The 13673-nt window shown below is 61.7% G+C and carries 13 protein-coding genes; 7 read left to right on the plus strand and 6 right to left on the minus strand.

Translation table 11 applies throughout. The features are described from left to right. Positions 1-3: 3 nt before the first annotated feature. From K3557_RS11670 to K3557_RS11680, 3 genes are all read left to right on the plus strand, one after another. Positions 4-1011 carry an ABC transporter permease gene (locus tag K3557_RS11670; RefSeq protein WP_129371429.1) on the plus strand — a complete coding sequence of 336 codons (1008 nt, stop codon included), beginning with the start codon at positions 4-6 and terminating at the stop codon, positions 1009-1011. Then, positions 1004-1915: an ABC transporter permease gene (locus tag K3557_RS11675; RefSeq protein ID WP_259985703.1), complete on the plus strand. Its 912-nt coding sequence runs from the start codon at positions 1004-1006 to the stop codon at positions 1913-1915. Before K3557_RS11670 ends, K3557_RS11675 begins: the two co-directional genes overlap by 8 nt. 231 nt (positions 1916-2146) lie before the next feature. After that, on the plus strand, positions 2147-3220 hold the full coding sequence (locus tag K3557_RS11680) for a YeeE/YedE family protein (protein ID WP_259994011.1): 1074 nt from the start codon (positions 2147-2149) through the stop codon (positions 3218-3220). Here the strand turns inward: K3557_RS11680 and K3557_RS11685 are convergent. From K3557_RS11685 to K3557_RS11705, 5 genes are all read right to left on the minus strand, one after another. Then, positions 3156-4436 (minus strand): DUF3422 family protein, encoded by a 1281-nt coding sequence (locus K3557_RS11685; protein WP_259994013.1) that lies wholly within the window; start codon positions 4434-4436, stop codon positions 3156-3158. The two genes, K3557_RS11680 and K3557_RS11685, sit on opposite strands and share 65 nt — an antisense overlap. 221 nt (positions 4437-4657) lie before the next feature. Then, complete coding sequence (locus K3557_RS11690; protein WP_259994015.1) at positions 4658-6085, minus strand: NAD(P)(+) transhydrogenase (Re/Si-specific) subunit beta; 1428 nt, start codon at positions 6083-6085, stop codon at positions 4658-4660. Positions 6086-6100: 15 nt separating this feature from the next. Continuing rightward, the gene (locus tag K3557_RS11695; protein WP_259994020.1) at positions 6101-7672 is read right to left on the minus strand and encodes a Re/Si-specific NAD(P)(+) transhydrogenase subunit alpha; all 1572 of its coding nucleotides are present in this window, start codon (positions 7670-7672) and stop codon (positions 6101-6103) included. Between the two features lie 138 nt (positions 7673-7810). Continuing rightward, positions 7811-8260 carry an isoprenylcysteine carboxylmethyltransferase family protein gene (locus K3557_RS11700; protein WP_259985714.1) on the minus strand — a complete coding sequence of 150 codons (450 nt, stop codon included), beginning with the start codon at positions 8258-8260 and terminating at the stop codon, positions 7811-7813. A gap of 223 nt (positions 8261-8483) precedes the next feature. Next, positions 8484-9437: an MBL fold metallo-hydrolase gene (locus tag K3557_RS11705; RefSeq protein ID WP_259994021.1), complete on the minus strand. Its 954-nt coding sequence runs from the start codon at positions 9435-9437 to the stop codon at positions 8484-8486. 146 nt (positions 9438-9583) lie between these two features. Here K3557_RS11705 and K3557_RS11710 point away from each other — a divergent pair, with 146 nt between their 5' ends. The 4 genes from K3557_RS11710 (at position 9584) to kynA (ending at position 12988) form a co-directional block, all read left to right on the plus strand. Then, complete coding sequence (locus K3557_RS11710) at positions 9584-10336, plus strand: SDR family NAD(P)-dependent oxidoreductase (RefSeq protein WP_259994022.1); 753 nt, start codon at positions 9584-9586, stop codon at positions 10334-10336. Beyond that, the gene (locus K3557_RS11715) at positions 10336-10719 is read left to right on the plus strand and encodes an MmcQ/YjbR family DNA-binding protein (RefSeq protein ID WP_259994024.1); all 384 of its coding nucleotides are present in this window, start codon (positions 10336-10338) and stop codon (positions 10717-10719) included. The genes K3557_RS11710 and K3557_RS11715 overlap by 1 nt, the downstream gene beginning before the upstream one ends. Positions 10720-10811: 92 nt before the next feature. Beyond that, positions 10812-12005: a kynureninase gene (gene kynU, locus K3557_RS11720; protein ID WP_259994026.1), complete on the plus strand. Its 1194-nt coding sequence runs from the start codon at positions 10812-10814 to the stop codon at positions 12003-12005. A gap of 149 nt (positions 12006-12154) precedes the next feature. Next, positions 12155-12988, plus strand: a complete 834-nt coding sequence (gene kynA, locus K3557_RS11725) for a tryptophan 2,3-dioxygenase (protein WP_259994028.1) — start codon at positions 12155-12157, stop codon at positions 12986-12988. A gap of 31 nt (positions 12989-13019) precedes the next feature. On the opposite strand, the gene K3557_RS11730 is transcribed toward kynA, so the two are convergent. After that, positions 13020-13601 (minus strand): TetR/AcrR family transcriptional regulator, encoded by a 582-nt coding sequence (locus tag K3557_RS11730; protein WP_259994030.1) that lies wholly within the window; start codon positions 13599-13601, stop codon positions 13020-13022. Positions 13602-13673 lie beyond the last annotated feature (72 nt).

A 13673-nucleotide genomic window follows, 5' to 3' on the forward strand; every position in this document is an offset into this window, starting at 1 on the left:
CAGATGCTGACCTTTACAATCCGGCGGCTGATCCTGGCAGTTCCGACACTGCTGTTCATCAGCCTCGTGATCTTCCTGCTCCTGGAGCTCGCCCCCGGCGATCCCATGGCGCAGGTTCCCCTGACCGTCCCCGCTGAAGTCAAAGAAAAGATGCGCCTGGCCCTGGGCCTGGGCGAGCCGATGCATATCCGGTTCTGGAAATGGCTGGTGCAGTTCTTTTGGATCGAACCGCAGGTGCTGATCGACAACATCTTCGGCACTGGCCTGGCTGACGGCAAGCTCAGGGTAATTTCCTGGCAGACCCGTTCGCCGGTGATGGACATCGTGGTGCAGCGGATGCCGCAGACCCTGTGGGTGGTCGGCACCGCCTATGTCGTCGCCATCCTGATCGCGCTGCCGATCGGCATCTATTCCGCCTACCGCCAGTACAGCTGGTTCGACCAGCTGGGTACTTTTGTGTCGATGGTCGGCTTCTCCGTCCCGCCGTTCTTCTCCGGTGTGCTGGTGATCGTTATCTTCTCGGTGCAACTGGGCTGGTTCCCGTCGATCTATGACACCACCCATGTGGTCGACAGCTGGGACAGCTTTGTCTACCAGCTGAAGCAGATGATCATGCCGGTGATGGTGCTGGCGCTGCAGATCACTGCACAGCTCAGCCGCTTTATGCGCGCGTCGATGCTGGACAACCTGAACCAGGATTATGTGCGTACCGCACGGGCCAAGGGCCTGAGTGAATATGTCGTGGTGATGGTGCATGTGCTGCGCAATTCGATGATCCCGGTGGTCACCGTGATCGCGCTGGGGATTCCGGCGATCTTTGGCGGCGCCATCATCACCGAGCAGGTGTTCAAGGTGAACGGCATCGGCCAGCTGCTGATCGGCGCCATTCAGGCCAACGACCTGCCCATGGTGCAGACGCTGACCTTTATCTTTGCGGTGCTGATCGTGCTGTTCAATCTGATCGCCGACGTGCTGTACGGCATTCTTGACCCGAGGATCCGCTATGACTGAGTTGAGCAATCCTGTCCCTTCGAAACCGCCGCGCAGCCAGTGGCTGGACGTCTGGGACCAGTTCAAATCCCACCGTGGTGCGCTGATGGGCGGGGCCTTGTTCCTGTTCATCATCCTGGCGGTCTATCTCGGCCCCTACCTGTGGGACATTGAGGCCACCAAGATCGACATCCGCGCCCGCAACCAGGGCCCCACTTGGGCACATCCCTTTGGTACCGATCAGCTGGGCCGCGACATGCTGGCCCGGATGATGGCGGGTGGCGCGACCTCGGTTTCCGTCGGTCTGACCGCGATGCTGCTGGCGCTGTTCCTTGGGTCCTTCATCGGGGTGATGGCCGGCTTCTTCAAGAAACTGGACGGACCGCTGATGCGCCTTACCGACCTGTTCCTGGCGCTGCCGCTGCTGCCGCTTCTGCTGGTTATGATGCTGCTGTTCCGCGAGCCGCTGAACGCGGCGTTCGGGCCGGAACAGGGGATCTTCATCCTGATCGTCGTCTCCATCGGGGTGACCAGCTGGATGCCAACCGCGCGGATCGTGCGCGGCGACGTGCTGGCCCTGAAGGAGCGTGAGTTTGTGATGGCCGCCCGCTCCATTGGCACCACCAACAGCGGCTTGATCACCCGGCATATCCTGCCCAACGTATTGTCGCCGATCATGGTCTCGGCCACCTTAGGGATTGCCACTGCGATCATCACCGAGTCGTCGCTGTCCTTCCTCGGACTCGGCTTCCCGCCGGATTTTCCAACCTGGGGGCGGCTGCTGTTTGATGCCACCGATTACCTGCAGCAGCACCCGGAGCGGGTGTTCTGGCCCGGCATGGCGATCTCTTTGACGGTGCTGAGCGTGAACTACCTCGGCGACGGGTTGCGCGACGCGCTGGACCCGCGGATCCGCGGGCGCTGAGGCGCAACACACGCATACATTCAAATAAAAACATACCTTCTGGCCGCTTTCCCCAAAGCGGCCAGTTTGTTTTGCTGGCGGCGGTTTCTTGAAATCCGATTTTCCCCCGAGCCGCATAAATTGGGAAAAGCGTCCCGGCCTTACACCACGAGCACGCCCAGCACCGCTTGCCTATGCAGTGGATACCCGCCATTTCGGGAAAACGTTCCGAATCCGCAGCAGGAGAGCGCAATGTTCGAAACATTCGGCTTTGAAGACACCACAGCACGGGAGATTTCCGTCCTGTTCGCGTTGGCCATCGGCGTGCTGTTCGGCGCGCTGGCGCAGCTGACCCGTTTCTGCTTCCGCCGTGCGCTTGCAGGGGACGACCGGCGCCGGGCTGCTGGGGTCTGGGCGATGGCTATGGCGGTTGCGGTCCTTGGCACACAAGCCGCCGTGGCGCAGGGCTGGATCAGCTTTGCGGACCACCGGTTGTTAACCGGAGATCTGCCGCTGCTGGCAATCGCCGCAGGCGGGCTGATGTTCGGGGCGGGCATGATCCTGACCCGCGGATGTGCGTCGCGGCTGGTAGTTCTGGCAGGCAGCGGCAATCTGCGGGCACTGCTGGTGATCGCAGTCTTCGCCGTTACGGCGCATGCCACGCTCAAGGGCGTTCTGGCGCCGCTTCGAACCGCGCTTGGTTCATTCACGCTGCCGATGGGGGAGCAGGTTTCGCTGGCCGCCCTGCCCGGCGGCCCGCTGTTGTGGAGCGCGATGATCGCCGCTGCCGCGTTGGCGGTTGCGCTGCGTTCGGGAAATCGCTTGCTGACACTGGGCGGCGGCGCCTTGATCGGCTTGCTGGTGCCCCTGGCTTGGGTTGGCACCGGCTTTGTGCTGTTTGACGAATTCGACCCGATCGCAATGGAGAGCCTGTCGTTCACCTCTCCGGCTGCGGACACATTGTTCTTTGTGATCGCCTCCAGCTCCATTCCTGCCGGCTTTGGGCCGGGTCTGATCGGCGGTGTGCTGCTGGGCGCCCTGGCGGCGGCGCTGCTGAGCGGCAGCTTCCAATGGCAAAGCTTTGAAAGCCCGCGCCAAACAGGCCGCTACCTGACCGGCGCCGTGCTGATGGGAACCGGCGGAGTATTGGCAGGCGGTTGCACGGTGGGTGCGGGGCTGGCCGGCATCCCCACGCTCAGCATAGCCGCTGTGCTGGCGCTGGCCTTTATCGCGCTTGGCGGCATCGGCATGAATGCCCTGCTTAATGCAGCTTCTTCCGAATCCGCTGGATCCCCAGCCACACCAAACCAACAACCGGCAGAGTGACCGCCGCAATCAGCAGCTTCTTGTTCAGTCCGTAGCGTTCGGCAAGCGGCAGGAAGAAATCGGACACCAGCGAAACCGCGTAATAGCTGACCGCCACCACCGACAGCCCCTCGACCGTGTGCTGCAAACGCAGCGCGAGATCGGCGCGGCGGTCCATACTGGCAAGCAGCGCCTGGTTCTGCGCCGAGCGTTCCACATCCACCCGCGTTCGCAGCAGCTCCCCTGCCCGGCGCGCACGGTTGGCCAGCGTCTCCAGCCGTTTCTCTGCCGATTTCACCGTGCGCATGGCCGGCTCAAACCGCCGCAGCATGAATTCCGCCAGCGTCTGAAAACCCTCGTGGCGGCCTTCGCGCAGCAGGCTGACGCGCTGATTGACCAAAGCCTCGTAAGCCCCCGTTGCACCAAAGCGGAAGGCAGAGCGGGCTGCCATTGCCTCCAGTTCTGCGGACACTGTCAGCAGTTGCGACAGCGTCTGTTCGGCAGGCACGGTACCGCTGGTCATCTCCACCATCATCTCGCTGAGATGCGTATCCAGCGCACTGATGGTTGGTGTCAGGCCGCGGGCGCGGGAAAAGCCCAGCATCGCCATCGCCCGGTAGGTCTCGATCTCGCACAGCCGCTGCACAATCCGGCCGATGCGCTGGCTTCCGGTCCCCGCGCCCGGCAGCACGGCAAACCGTATGTGCCCGGCGGGATCAATGCGAAAGTCCCCAGCCACCACGGCGCTGTCATCCAGCACCGGCGACACCGCCAGGCTTTCCGGCACAAACCAGTCGTGCAGGGTTGCCTTCAGCCTGGCCGGAGCGGTGCGCGGCACCACCCGGATCAGTGCTGAGGTAATCCGCTGCCCCGGCGCCTGTGCCAGCCAGTCCTCGGGGAAGACATCGAAGTCCGCCGGATCAAAGGCCCGCGTGCTGACGCCGTCCCGGTAAACCGTGTAGCTGACGAATTCCGTATGCTGCTCCCATTTGACCATGTGGCGCCCGATCTGCGCCGTGTGATGCGTCGCCCCCGGCTGAGGATGCGCTGCGCCATGGCGGTCCAGAAGGTCCGTCAGATGCTGGACGTCCTGCTGCCTGTCGCGATGCTCCGCTTCCTGCGGCTGTTTTACCGCCAGGTAAACCACTGTGCAGGGACTGGACATGGCCGGGAAGGGCCGTGCGTGCAGCTCATTGGTGAGCTGATAACGTAAAGGGTGGTCCTGGATCAGGGGCATTGGGGTCTCCCGGGTAATGCCGCGGACCATAAAGCCTGAGGAAATGTATGTAAAGAACGCTGTTATTTCAATGTGTTATCTGAATGCCGTGGTATGCAAAAGCCATCCCAGGGGGCTCTGCCCCCGGCCTGCGGCCTCCCCCGGAGTATTTTGGACCAGAAAGAAGCAGCTCAGAAAAAAGGCGCCCCGTTTGGAGCGCCTTTTACAGGTTATCTGTTCTCTTAGCTGATCATGGTCAGCAAATTATCCAGGCTTGCTTTTGCGTCGCCATAGAACATGCGGGTGTTTTCCTTGAAGAACAGGGGGTTCTCGATGCCGGAGTACCCCGTGCCCTGGCCGCGTTTGGAGACAAAGACCTGTTTCGCCTTCCAGCACTCCAGCACTGGCATGCCGGCGATGGGAGAGTTGGGGTCTTCCTGCGCCGCCGGGTTGACGATGTCGTTGGAGCCGATGACGATGGCTACATCCGTTTCCGGGAAGTCCTCGTTGATCTCGTCCATTTCCAAAACGATGTCGTAAGGAACCTTGGCCTCGGCCAGCAGCACGTTCATGTGGCCCGGAAGGCGGCCTGCGACCGGGTGGATCGCAAAACGGACGGTCTTGCCCTTCGCGCGCAGACGGCGGGTCAGTTCCGCCACGTTCTGCTGCGCCTGCGCCACGGCCATGCCGTAGCCGGGGATGATCACCACAGAGTCGGCCTCGTCCAGCGCTGCCGCCACGCCGTCAGCGTCAATGGCGATCTGCTCGCCGTCGATCTCCATCGCCGGGCCTGCAGTGCCGCCAAAGCCGCCCAGGATCACGCTGACAAACGAGCGGTTCATCGCCTTGCACATGATGTAGCTGAGGATCGCACCCGAAGAGCCCACCAGCGCGCCGACCACGATCAAGAGGTCATTGCCGAGCGAGAAGCCGATCGCCGCCGCGGCCCAGCCCGAGTAGCTGTTGAGCATCGAGACCACCACCGGCATGTCAGCGCCGCCGATGCCCATGATCAGGTGATAGCCGATGAACAGCGCCGCCAGGGTCATCAGGAACAGCGGCAGGAAACCGCCCGAATTGAAGTACCAGATCAGGCTGAGGAAGGAGATGCCTGCGGCACCGGCATTCAGCATATGGCCGCCCGGCAGTTTGGTGGCCGCCGAGGTGAGCTTGCCCGCCAGTTTGCCAAAGGCGACAACCGAGCCGGTGAAGGTGATGGCCCCGATGAAGATGCCCAGGAACAGCTCAACCCGCAAAAAGGCGATCTCGGCCGGGGTTTTCTTGGCAATCAGCTTAGCAAAAGTTCCCAAGTCATCGGTGCTGGTGGCTGCTGCCACATTGCCGATCTCGAAATGGGCGATAAAGCCCACAAACACCGCGGCCAGGCCGACCAGCGAGTGCATCGCCGCAACCAGCTGCGGCATCTCGGTCATCTGGACCTTCTTGGCCACGTAAGTGCCAATGAGGCCGCCGCCCGCGATCAGCAGCAGCGACAACAGCCACAGGCCGGAACCGGGGCCGATAATTGTGGCAAAAACCGCCAGCCCCATGCCGGCAATGCCGTACCAGACCGCGCGTTTGGCGCTTTCCTGGTTGGAGAGACCGCCCAAGGACAGGATGAAGAGAACAGCCGCAACAACATAGGCGGCGGTGGTGAAACCGTATTCCATAAGTCCGGCCTCTCCTTAAGATTTCTGGAACATGGCAAGCATGCGCCGGGTGACGAGGAAGCCGCCGAAGATGTTGATCCCGGCCATGAAGACCGAAAGCGCCGCCAGCAGGATCACCAGCCAGCTGCCGGATCCGATCTGCATCAGCGCGCCGAGGATAATGATCGAGGAGATCGCGTTGGTCACCGCCATCAGCGGCGTGTGCAAGGAATGCGCAACGCCCCAGATCACCTGGAAACCCACGAAACAGGCCAGCGCAAAGACGATGAAATGCTGCATGAAGCTGACCGGTGCAAAGAGGCCGACCAGCAGCAAGAGCGCACCGCCGCCTGCCAGCAGCGTCACCTGGCTTTTGGTCTGCGCCTTGAAGGCCGCAACCTCCTGCGCGCGTTTTTCTTCCGGTGTCAGCTCCGGCACAACTTCCTTGGGCTTGGCCGCAATTGCCTGAACTTTCGGCGGTGGCGGCGGGAAGGTGATCTCACCCGCAAAGGCCACGGTGGCGCCGCGGATCACGTCGTCTTCCATGTCGTGATTGACCTGACCGTCCTTTTCCGGTGTCAGATCTGTCATCATATGGCGGATGTTGGTGGCATAGAGCGTCGAGGCCTGCGCCGCCATCCGGGAGGGGAAATCGGTGTAGCCGATGATGGTGACGCCATTGTCCGTCACGATCTTCTCGTCTGCCACCGTCAGCTTGCAGTTGCCGCCCTTTTCCGCCGCCAGATCGACAATGACCGAGCCGGGCTTCATCGCTGCGACCATATCCTCGGTCCACAACTCCGGCGCTTCGCGGTTGGGGATCAGCGCGGTGGTGATGACGATGTCCACCTCAGGCGCCAGCTCGCGGAACTTGGCCAGCTGTGCTTCGCGGAATTCCGGCGAGGAGACCGAGGCATAGCCGCCGGTGGCAGCGCCGTCCTGCTGGGCTTCCTCGAAATCGAGATAGACAAATTCGGCGCCCATGCTCTCGACTTGCTCGGCGACTTCCGGGCGCACGTCAAAGGCCAGGGTGATTGCGCCAAGCGAAGTCGAGGTGCCGATGGCCGCCAGACCGGCAACGCCAGCGCCGACCACCAGGACCTTGGCCGGGGGCACCTTGCCCGCCGCCGTGATCTGGCCGGTAAAGAAGCGGCCGAAGTTGTTGCCCGCTTCAATGACCGCGCGGTAGCCCGCGATATTGGCCATTGACGACAGCGCATCCATCTTCTGCGCGCGGCTGATCCGCGGCACCATTTCCATGGCGATCACATTGGCGCCCTTGGATTTGGCCAGCTCCATCCCCTCTTCGTTCCCAGCCGGGTTGAAGAAGGAGATCAGCGTCTTGCCCTTGGTCAGGCGCTTCAGCTCGGTCGCATCCGGCTGGCGCACCTTGGCGACGATATCGGATGCTTTCCACAACGCCGCCGGTGTCTTGATGATCTCGACGCCCGCCGCTTCATAGGTCGCATCGGAAAAGCCCGCCGCTGCACCGGCCCCGGCTTCGATCGCGCAATCGTAACCGAGTTTCTGCAGCTGCTTGGCTGAGTCCGGCGTCATACCGACCCGGTTCTCGCCCGCAAATGTTTCTTTTGGTGTCCCTATTTTCACCTTATGGGTCCCCCTCGTCCTGCCCGTGCCAGCAATGCCTAGGTACGGATCACAATGATTTTCTTTACTATGCGCAAGATTATTGCGCAAGGATTTTGCTGCATTGCCGCAAAGTCATGCTGCAATGCCGCGTTTCGATCAGATCCAGCGGCGCACCTTTTTCTCATAGCGGGCCCAGTCCGCCCGGAAGGTCCGGCGCAGCCTGTCTTCTTCGGGAATGACAAACCGCTTTTCCAGCACCCACAGGAAAATGGGGATCAACGGCAGCGTCAGCACTGCGTCAAACCACAACACAAGGCCCGCGAGGATCAGAACATCGCCCAGATAGATCGGGTTGCGGCTGCGGCTGAAAATCCCCGATTGCACCAGCCGGCTGGGCGTCTGGTGCGGGATGACCGTGGTCTTTTGCCGCCGCATCTCGGTAATGGCGAGCAAGGCCAGCAAGAGGCCGCCGCCCAGCAGAATACCACCCAAGAACCCGGCCCATGCCCCCCCGAAAGAAAGCCCGAATGCGGCATGAGCCGACTGCAGCCAGGCCGTCAGGACGAAGCCTGCCAGCCAGACGGGTGGCACATCCAGCCACCGCATCACGCCCTGCTCTTTTGCAGAATATGTCCTGAAATCATATGCATTTCGGGCAATCTTTCCTTATCCGGCTTGCTCGTCCAGACCAGTTCGGGCGGGACTTTCAGAAAAGGACAAATTGCCCCCGATGCCGCAGAAACGACGAATCTGTTCCGGCTTGCGGCATGATCCTGCATAGTTTCGCCCGAAAGCCTACGTATATTTATGTGTACTGAACCGGAGGGGCTTATTCCCATTCCATTTCCTCGAACACCCGGCCTGCATTTTTAGTAGCCAGCTCCTCGAATGTGTCCAACCCCTTCCATTGCTCCTGATCCACATAGTAGGCGCTGGCGAGGTCTCCGCCGTCCTCGATATGGGCGCCGACCTTGGCCCGCAGGTCCACCAGATAATCGAGCGTATAGCGGCGAAGCTGCGGCAAATTGGTCGGATGGCCATGGCCCGGGATGACATAGGTGGGGTTGAGCGGTTCCAGCTTGTCCTGCCAGGTCTCAACCCAGCATTTGGTGCAAGTGTGCGGAAAGACCGGCAGCATCCGTTCGTGAAAGGCGATGTCGCCGGCGATCATCAGGTTCCACGCGGGAATCCAGACCTGGATGTCACCGGGATCATGCGCCGGGCCCAGGTGCAGAACCTGTATTTCCACCCCCCCAAGGCTAATGTCATGGCGGTCCTCGAAAGCCAGATTGGCATGTTCAACACGGGTCTCCCCTGCCCGGTCCTTGTTGTAGCCGCGCATGCGCTGCAGGATCATGTCGCTGTTTTCCCGCGTTTCCGCAATTGCCTCGGCATGGGCCAGCACATCCACGCCCTGATCGCGCCAGTAACCATTGCCCAGCATGGCATGGCCCTGGCCGTTTTCATTGATCACCAGCACCACGGGCTGATCGGTCACATGCTTGATTTCCTGATGCAGCGCCTTGGCCAGCGCGTCCGAGGCGCCGGCATTCACCACCACCACGCCTTCGCCGGTCACGATGAAGGACAGGTTGTTGTTGTGGCCTGCATTCTCATAGGTCGGCGGGGCCGTGGCGCCGATGGCGGAGAACACATGCGGGATGACCTCCACCGGTTTGGAGTAGAGTTCGGACTGGGGGTATTGGTCGGCGATGTCCTCGCTTGCCTGCGCGGCAAAGGGCATCAGCAGGGCTGCGCAGGCGGCGGCGGCAAAGGCTTTCATTGGTATCTCCCTGAACGTTTGCCGCAACATTCACACATGTGAATATAACTGTAAACGCCAGACCCATGCGGCGTGACGGCACGGCGGGCTTGCCAGAGCGTTCTGCCCGGATAGGCTGTGCCGCAAAACAGGGAGGCCGGACGTTCATGACATTGACAGGCAAACACGCACTGGTGACCGGCGGCGGTACCGGGATCGGGCTGGCCATCGCCCAAGGGCTGGCAGCGCAAGGGGCGCAAGTCACCATCACCGGACGGCGGCAAGAGGTTCTGGAGGAAGCCGCAACGGAGAACCTGCATCCGCTGGCCATGGATGTGCGCAGCGAGGAGGACGTGGCAGCCAGGATTGCCGCCGCGGCTGAGGCGCGCGGCCCTATACAGATCTGCGTGGCCAATGCCGGCGTTGCCGAGGGGGCTGCGCTGCACAAGACCACAATGGAGTTCTGGCGCAACATGATGGCGACCAACCTTGACGGTGCCTTTTTGACCATCCGCGAGTGTTTTCAGTCGATGCGGCAGACCGATTGGGGCCGGGTCATCACGGTGTCGTCTATCGCCGGGCTTCGAGGGCTGAAAGGCGCCGCCTGCTATTCCGCCACCAAACACGGGATGATCGGCCTCACCCGCGCGCTAAGCGAGGATTATCTGGGCACGCCCTTCACCTTCAACGCGCTGTGTCCCGGATACGTGGACACGCCGATTGTCGAGCGCAACATCACATCAATCGCCCAGCGCGCCGGGATGAGCGCGGTGGAGGCGCTGGACGTGATGGTCAACGCCAACCGCCACAAGCGGTTGATCGAACCCGGCGAAGTCGCCGCCGCGGCGCTTTGGTTGTGCGGACCGGGGTCGGGATCCATCAATGGCCAGTGCATCGAGATTTCAGGAGGGCAGACCTGATGGACCGCAAGGAATTCAACAAATTCTGCGCCACCTTCCCCGCCGCTGAACATGTGGTCCAATGGGGGAATTCCGACGTCTGGAAAGCAGGCGGCAAGCTGTTTGCGGTCTGCGGCTGGGCCGATGGCAAGGATGCCTTCACCTTCAAGGCAGGAGAAATTGCCTTTGAAGTGCTGCAGGAACGTCCCGGCGTCCGTCCGGCACCCTATTTGGCATCACGCGGGATGAAGTGGTTACAGCATTTTGAACCTCCCGGCCTGTCAGATGCAGAGCTGCAGGAACAGATCACCCTGTCCTACCAGATGGTCACAGCAGGATTGTCCAAACGCAAACGGGATGAGTTCGGCATTCCCGATCCCCGGCCTGCCGCGGGTCAGGGCTGACGCAGGCAGCCGGCCTCTGGACAGAAAGGAATGGATACGATAGCAAAACGCAAAGCTTTAAGCTTGAAATACCCACCTGACGCGAGGCCCCGATGACCGATTTTGCAGCGACCAAGGCGATGTTCGACTTGCCGGAAGGCATGATCTATCTGGATGGCAACTCGCTGGGTCCCCTGCCCCGCGCTGCCAAAGACCGTGTTGGCGCGATGATGCAGGACGAATGGGGGCAGATGCTGATTACCGGCTGGAACAAGGCCGGCTGGATGGACAAGCCCAAGGCGCTGGGGGATCGCATCGGGCGGCTGATCGGGGCGGAGCCGGGCCATGTTGTGATGGGCGACACGCTGTCGATCAAGGTCTATCAGGCGGTGGCTTCGGCACTGGAGCTGAACCCGGGGCGCAAGGTGGTGCTGTCGGACAACGGCAACTTCCCGACTGACCTCTATATGGCGGGCGGGCTGCTGAAATCGCTGGGACCCGACTATGAGCTGCGGGTGGTCGACCCTGAGGCAGTAGAGGAAAACATCACCGACAAGGTCGCGGTGCTGATGATCACCGAGGTTGATTACCGCACCGGCCGCAAGCACGACATGAAAGCGCTGACCGAAAAAGCCCATGCCAACGGCGTGCTGACGGTCTGGGATCTGGCACATTCAGCCGGTGCTGTTCCCGTGGATCTGGCGGGTTGCCGCGCCGATTTTGCGGTTGGCTGCAGCTACAAATACCTTAATGGCGGCCCCGGCGCGCCGGCCTTCATTTATGTTGCCCCGCGCCACGCGGAACACGTCCGCCCGGCGCTGTCCGGCTGGCTGGGGCATGAAGCGCCTTTTGCCTTTGACCTCGACTACCGGCCCGGCAGCGGCATCGACCGGATGCGCGTCGGCACTCCGCCGATCCTGCAACTGACCGCGCTGGAGGCGGCAATGGATATCTGGGACATGGCCGACATGGAATCCATACGCGCCAAATCCATCGCGCTGTGCGATCTGTTCATCGCCGAGGTAGAGAAAACCTGCCCGCAGCTGGAACTGGCCTCGCCGCGTGATCCCGCCTTCCGCGGCAGCCAGGTGTCGTTCAAATTCACTTACGGCTATGCCGCCATGCAGGCGCTGATCGGCCGCGGCGTGATCGGCGATTTCCGCGCACCCGATATCATGCGCTTTGGCTTCACCCCGCTATACATCGACGAAGGCGACGTGCGCGCAGCGGCCCGGATCATTGCCGATGTCATGAACAACGCCCTGTGGGACCGTGCCGAATACAAAGTGCGCAACGCGGTCACCTGATGCGAACCACCCGCTCATACCATCTGCCGCTCTGCCGCCCGGCGGGTTGGATCGCGCAGTGGCGCCGGTTGGCCCAATGCGGCACCCTGAACCGGAGAAACCCTTCCTTTCCCTGAACCGTGATACACTTAGGAAAAGGAAAGACTTCGATGACGAAACCCTATGATCCCGCCGACGATGGTGCGCAGATGTCCTTTGACGGGCGTATGTCCTACGGTGACTACCTGTCGCTGGACATGCTGCTGAACGCGCAGAAAACATGGACCAATACCCATGACGAGATGCTGTTCATCATTCAGCACCAGACCTCGGAACTGTGGATGCGGCTGGCCATCCATGAACTGACCGCCGCCCGTGAACGGCTGCTGGGCGGCCAGGCGCATCAGGCCTTCAAGATGCTGGCCCGTGTGGCGCGCATTTTTGAGCAGCTGAACTCTGCCTGGGACGTGCTGCGCACCATGACACCCTCGGACTACACCGCGTTCCGGGACGAGCTGGGCCAAAGCTCCGGCTTCCAGTCGCACCAGTACCGGCAGATCGAATTTATGCTGGGCAACCGCAACAAGGCGATGCTGCGCCCCCATTCGCATCGCCCGGACATCCTGGCGCTGCTGGAGGCAGAGCTGGCGCAGCCCTCGCTGTATGACGTGGCGCTGAAGGCGCTGGCGCGCAGTTTCCCGCTACCGGCAGAAGTGCTGAACCGGGATCTGTCCGAAGCCTATGTGCCGCATGACGCCGTGCAGGCCGCCTGGACCGAAGTCTACCGCGACACCGAGACCCATTGGGAGCTGTATGAGCTGGCCGAGAAGCTGGTGGATTTCGAGGATTATTTCCGCCGCTGGCGCTTCAACCATGTGACCACGGTGGAGCGCGTCATCGGTTTCAAGCGCGGCACCGGCGGCACTGGCGGCGTCAGCTATCTGAAACGGATGCTGGAAGTGGAACTGTTCCCGGAACTCTGGCACCTGCGCACCGAGCTTTGAAACTTCGGCGGGCCGGCCTTACCGGCCCGCATCACCGCGGCGTCAGCCCGGCCCCGAACAGCGCCGCCAGCTGGCGCACACCGGACTGATAGGCGGCAAAATCATCGGCGGTATGCTTGATCCCCTTCAACGAGGCGCAGACCGTCCGGGCAATTTCAGCAGGGTCTCCGGTCAGCAGTGCCCGCCCGGCCCTGGCTTCCGCCTCCAGCCATTCTGCATATATCGCGCGCAGCGCGGACTCGCCCTGGTCGATGACCTCTCCGGCCACGTTCTTGCTGGCCTCGAACAGCTCCATCCCATGCGGCGAGGCCATCATCGCCTCAATCGCTTCACCACCCTGGGCTTCAAACGCCGCCAGCAGGCGCGCGGCCAAGGACCCCTCAGCCGCCAGACCAGCCCGGATATCTTTTGATGCATTGCCGTAATACCCAGCCACAAGCGCCCGGAAAATCGCCTCTTTGTTCTTGAAATGCAAATACAGCGCCGGCCGCGACATGCCCGCACTCTTGGCAATGTCATCCATCGAAGTCTTGCGGAACCCATAGGTAGAGAACGCCGCCCATGCGGCGCCCAGGATTGCCTGCTGCTTCGGATCAATGCCTGCCATGTTCATGTTTTTGCTTCTGACATTCTCTTTGAAAAATGTCAATTGACGACATGACAAAATAAGTACATTTTGTCAGCG

The organism is Leisingera sp. M523 (assembly GCF_025141335.1).
In the GTDB taxonomy this organism is placed as follows: Bacteria; Pseudomonadota; Alphaproteobacteria; order Rhodobacterales; family Rhodobacteraceae; genus Leisingera.

What these genes read in the sequence shown, in the direction of transcription:
- K3557_RS11690 (WP_259994015.1), bottom strand. Translation starts at nt 6,085, where the DNA reads ATGGAATACGGTTTCACCACCGCCGCCTATGTTGTTGCGGCTGTTCTC.
- kynA (WP_259994028.1), top strand. Translation starts at nt 12,155, where the DNA reads ATGACGAAACCCTATGATCCCGCCGACGATGGTGCGCAGATGTCCTTT.
- K3557_RS11675 (WP_259985703.1), top strand. Translation starts at nt 1,004, where the DNA reads ATGACTGAGTTGAGCAATCCTGTCCCTTCGAAACCGCCGCGCAGCCAG.
- K3557_RS11700 (WP_259985714.1), bottom strand. Translation starts at nt 8,260, where the DNA reads ATGCGGTGGCTGGATGTGCCACCCGTCTGGCTGGCAGGCTTCGTCCTG.
- kynU (WP_259994026.1), top strand. Translation starts at nt 10,812, where the DNA reads ATGACCGATTTTGCAGCGACCAAGGCGATGTTCGACTTGCCGGAAGGC.
- K3557_RS11705 (WP_259994021.1), bottom strand. Translation starts at nt 9,437, where the DNA reads ATGAAAGCCTTTGCCGCCGCCGCCTGCGCAGCCCTGCTGATGCCCTTT.
- K3557_RS11670 (WP_129371429.1), top strand. Translation starts at nt 4, where the DNA reads ATGCTGACCTTTACAATCCGGCGGCTGATCCTGGCAGTTCCGACACTG.
- K3557_RS11685 (WP_259994013.1), bottom strand. Translation starts at nt 4,436, where the DNA reads ATGCCCCTGATCCAGGACCACCCTTTACGTTATCAGCTCACCAATGAG.
- K3557_RS11715 (WP_259994024.1), top strand. Translation starts at nt 10,336, where the DNA reads ATGGACCGCAAGGAATTCAACAAATTCTGCGCCACCTTCCCCGCCGCT.
- K3557_RS11710 (WP_259994022.1), top strand. Translation starts at nt 9,584, where the DNA reads ATGACATTGACAGGCAAACACGCACTGGTGACCGGCGGCGGTACCGGG.
- K3557_RS11730 (WP_259994030.1), bottom strand. Translation starts at nt 13,601, where the DNA reads ATGAACATGGCAGGCATTGATCCGAAGCAGCAGGCAATCCTGGGCGCC.
- K3557_RS11680 (WP_259994011.1), top strand. Translation starts at nt 2,147, where the DNA reads ATGTTCGAAACATTCGGCTTTGAAGACACCACAGCACGGGAGATTTCC.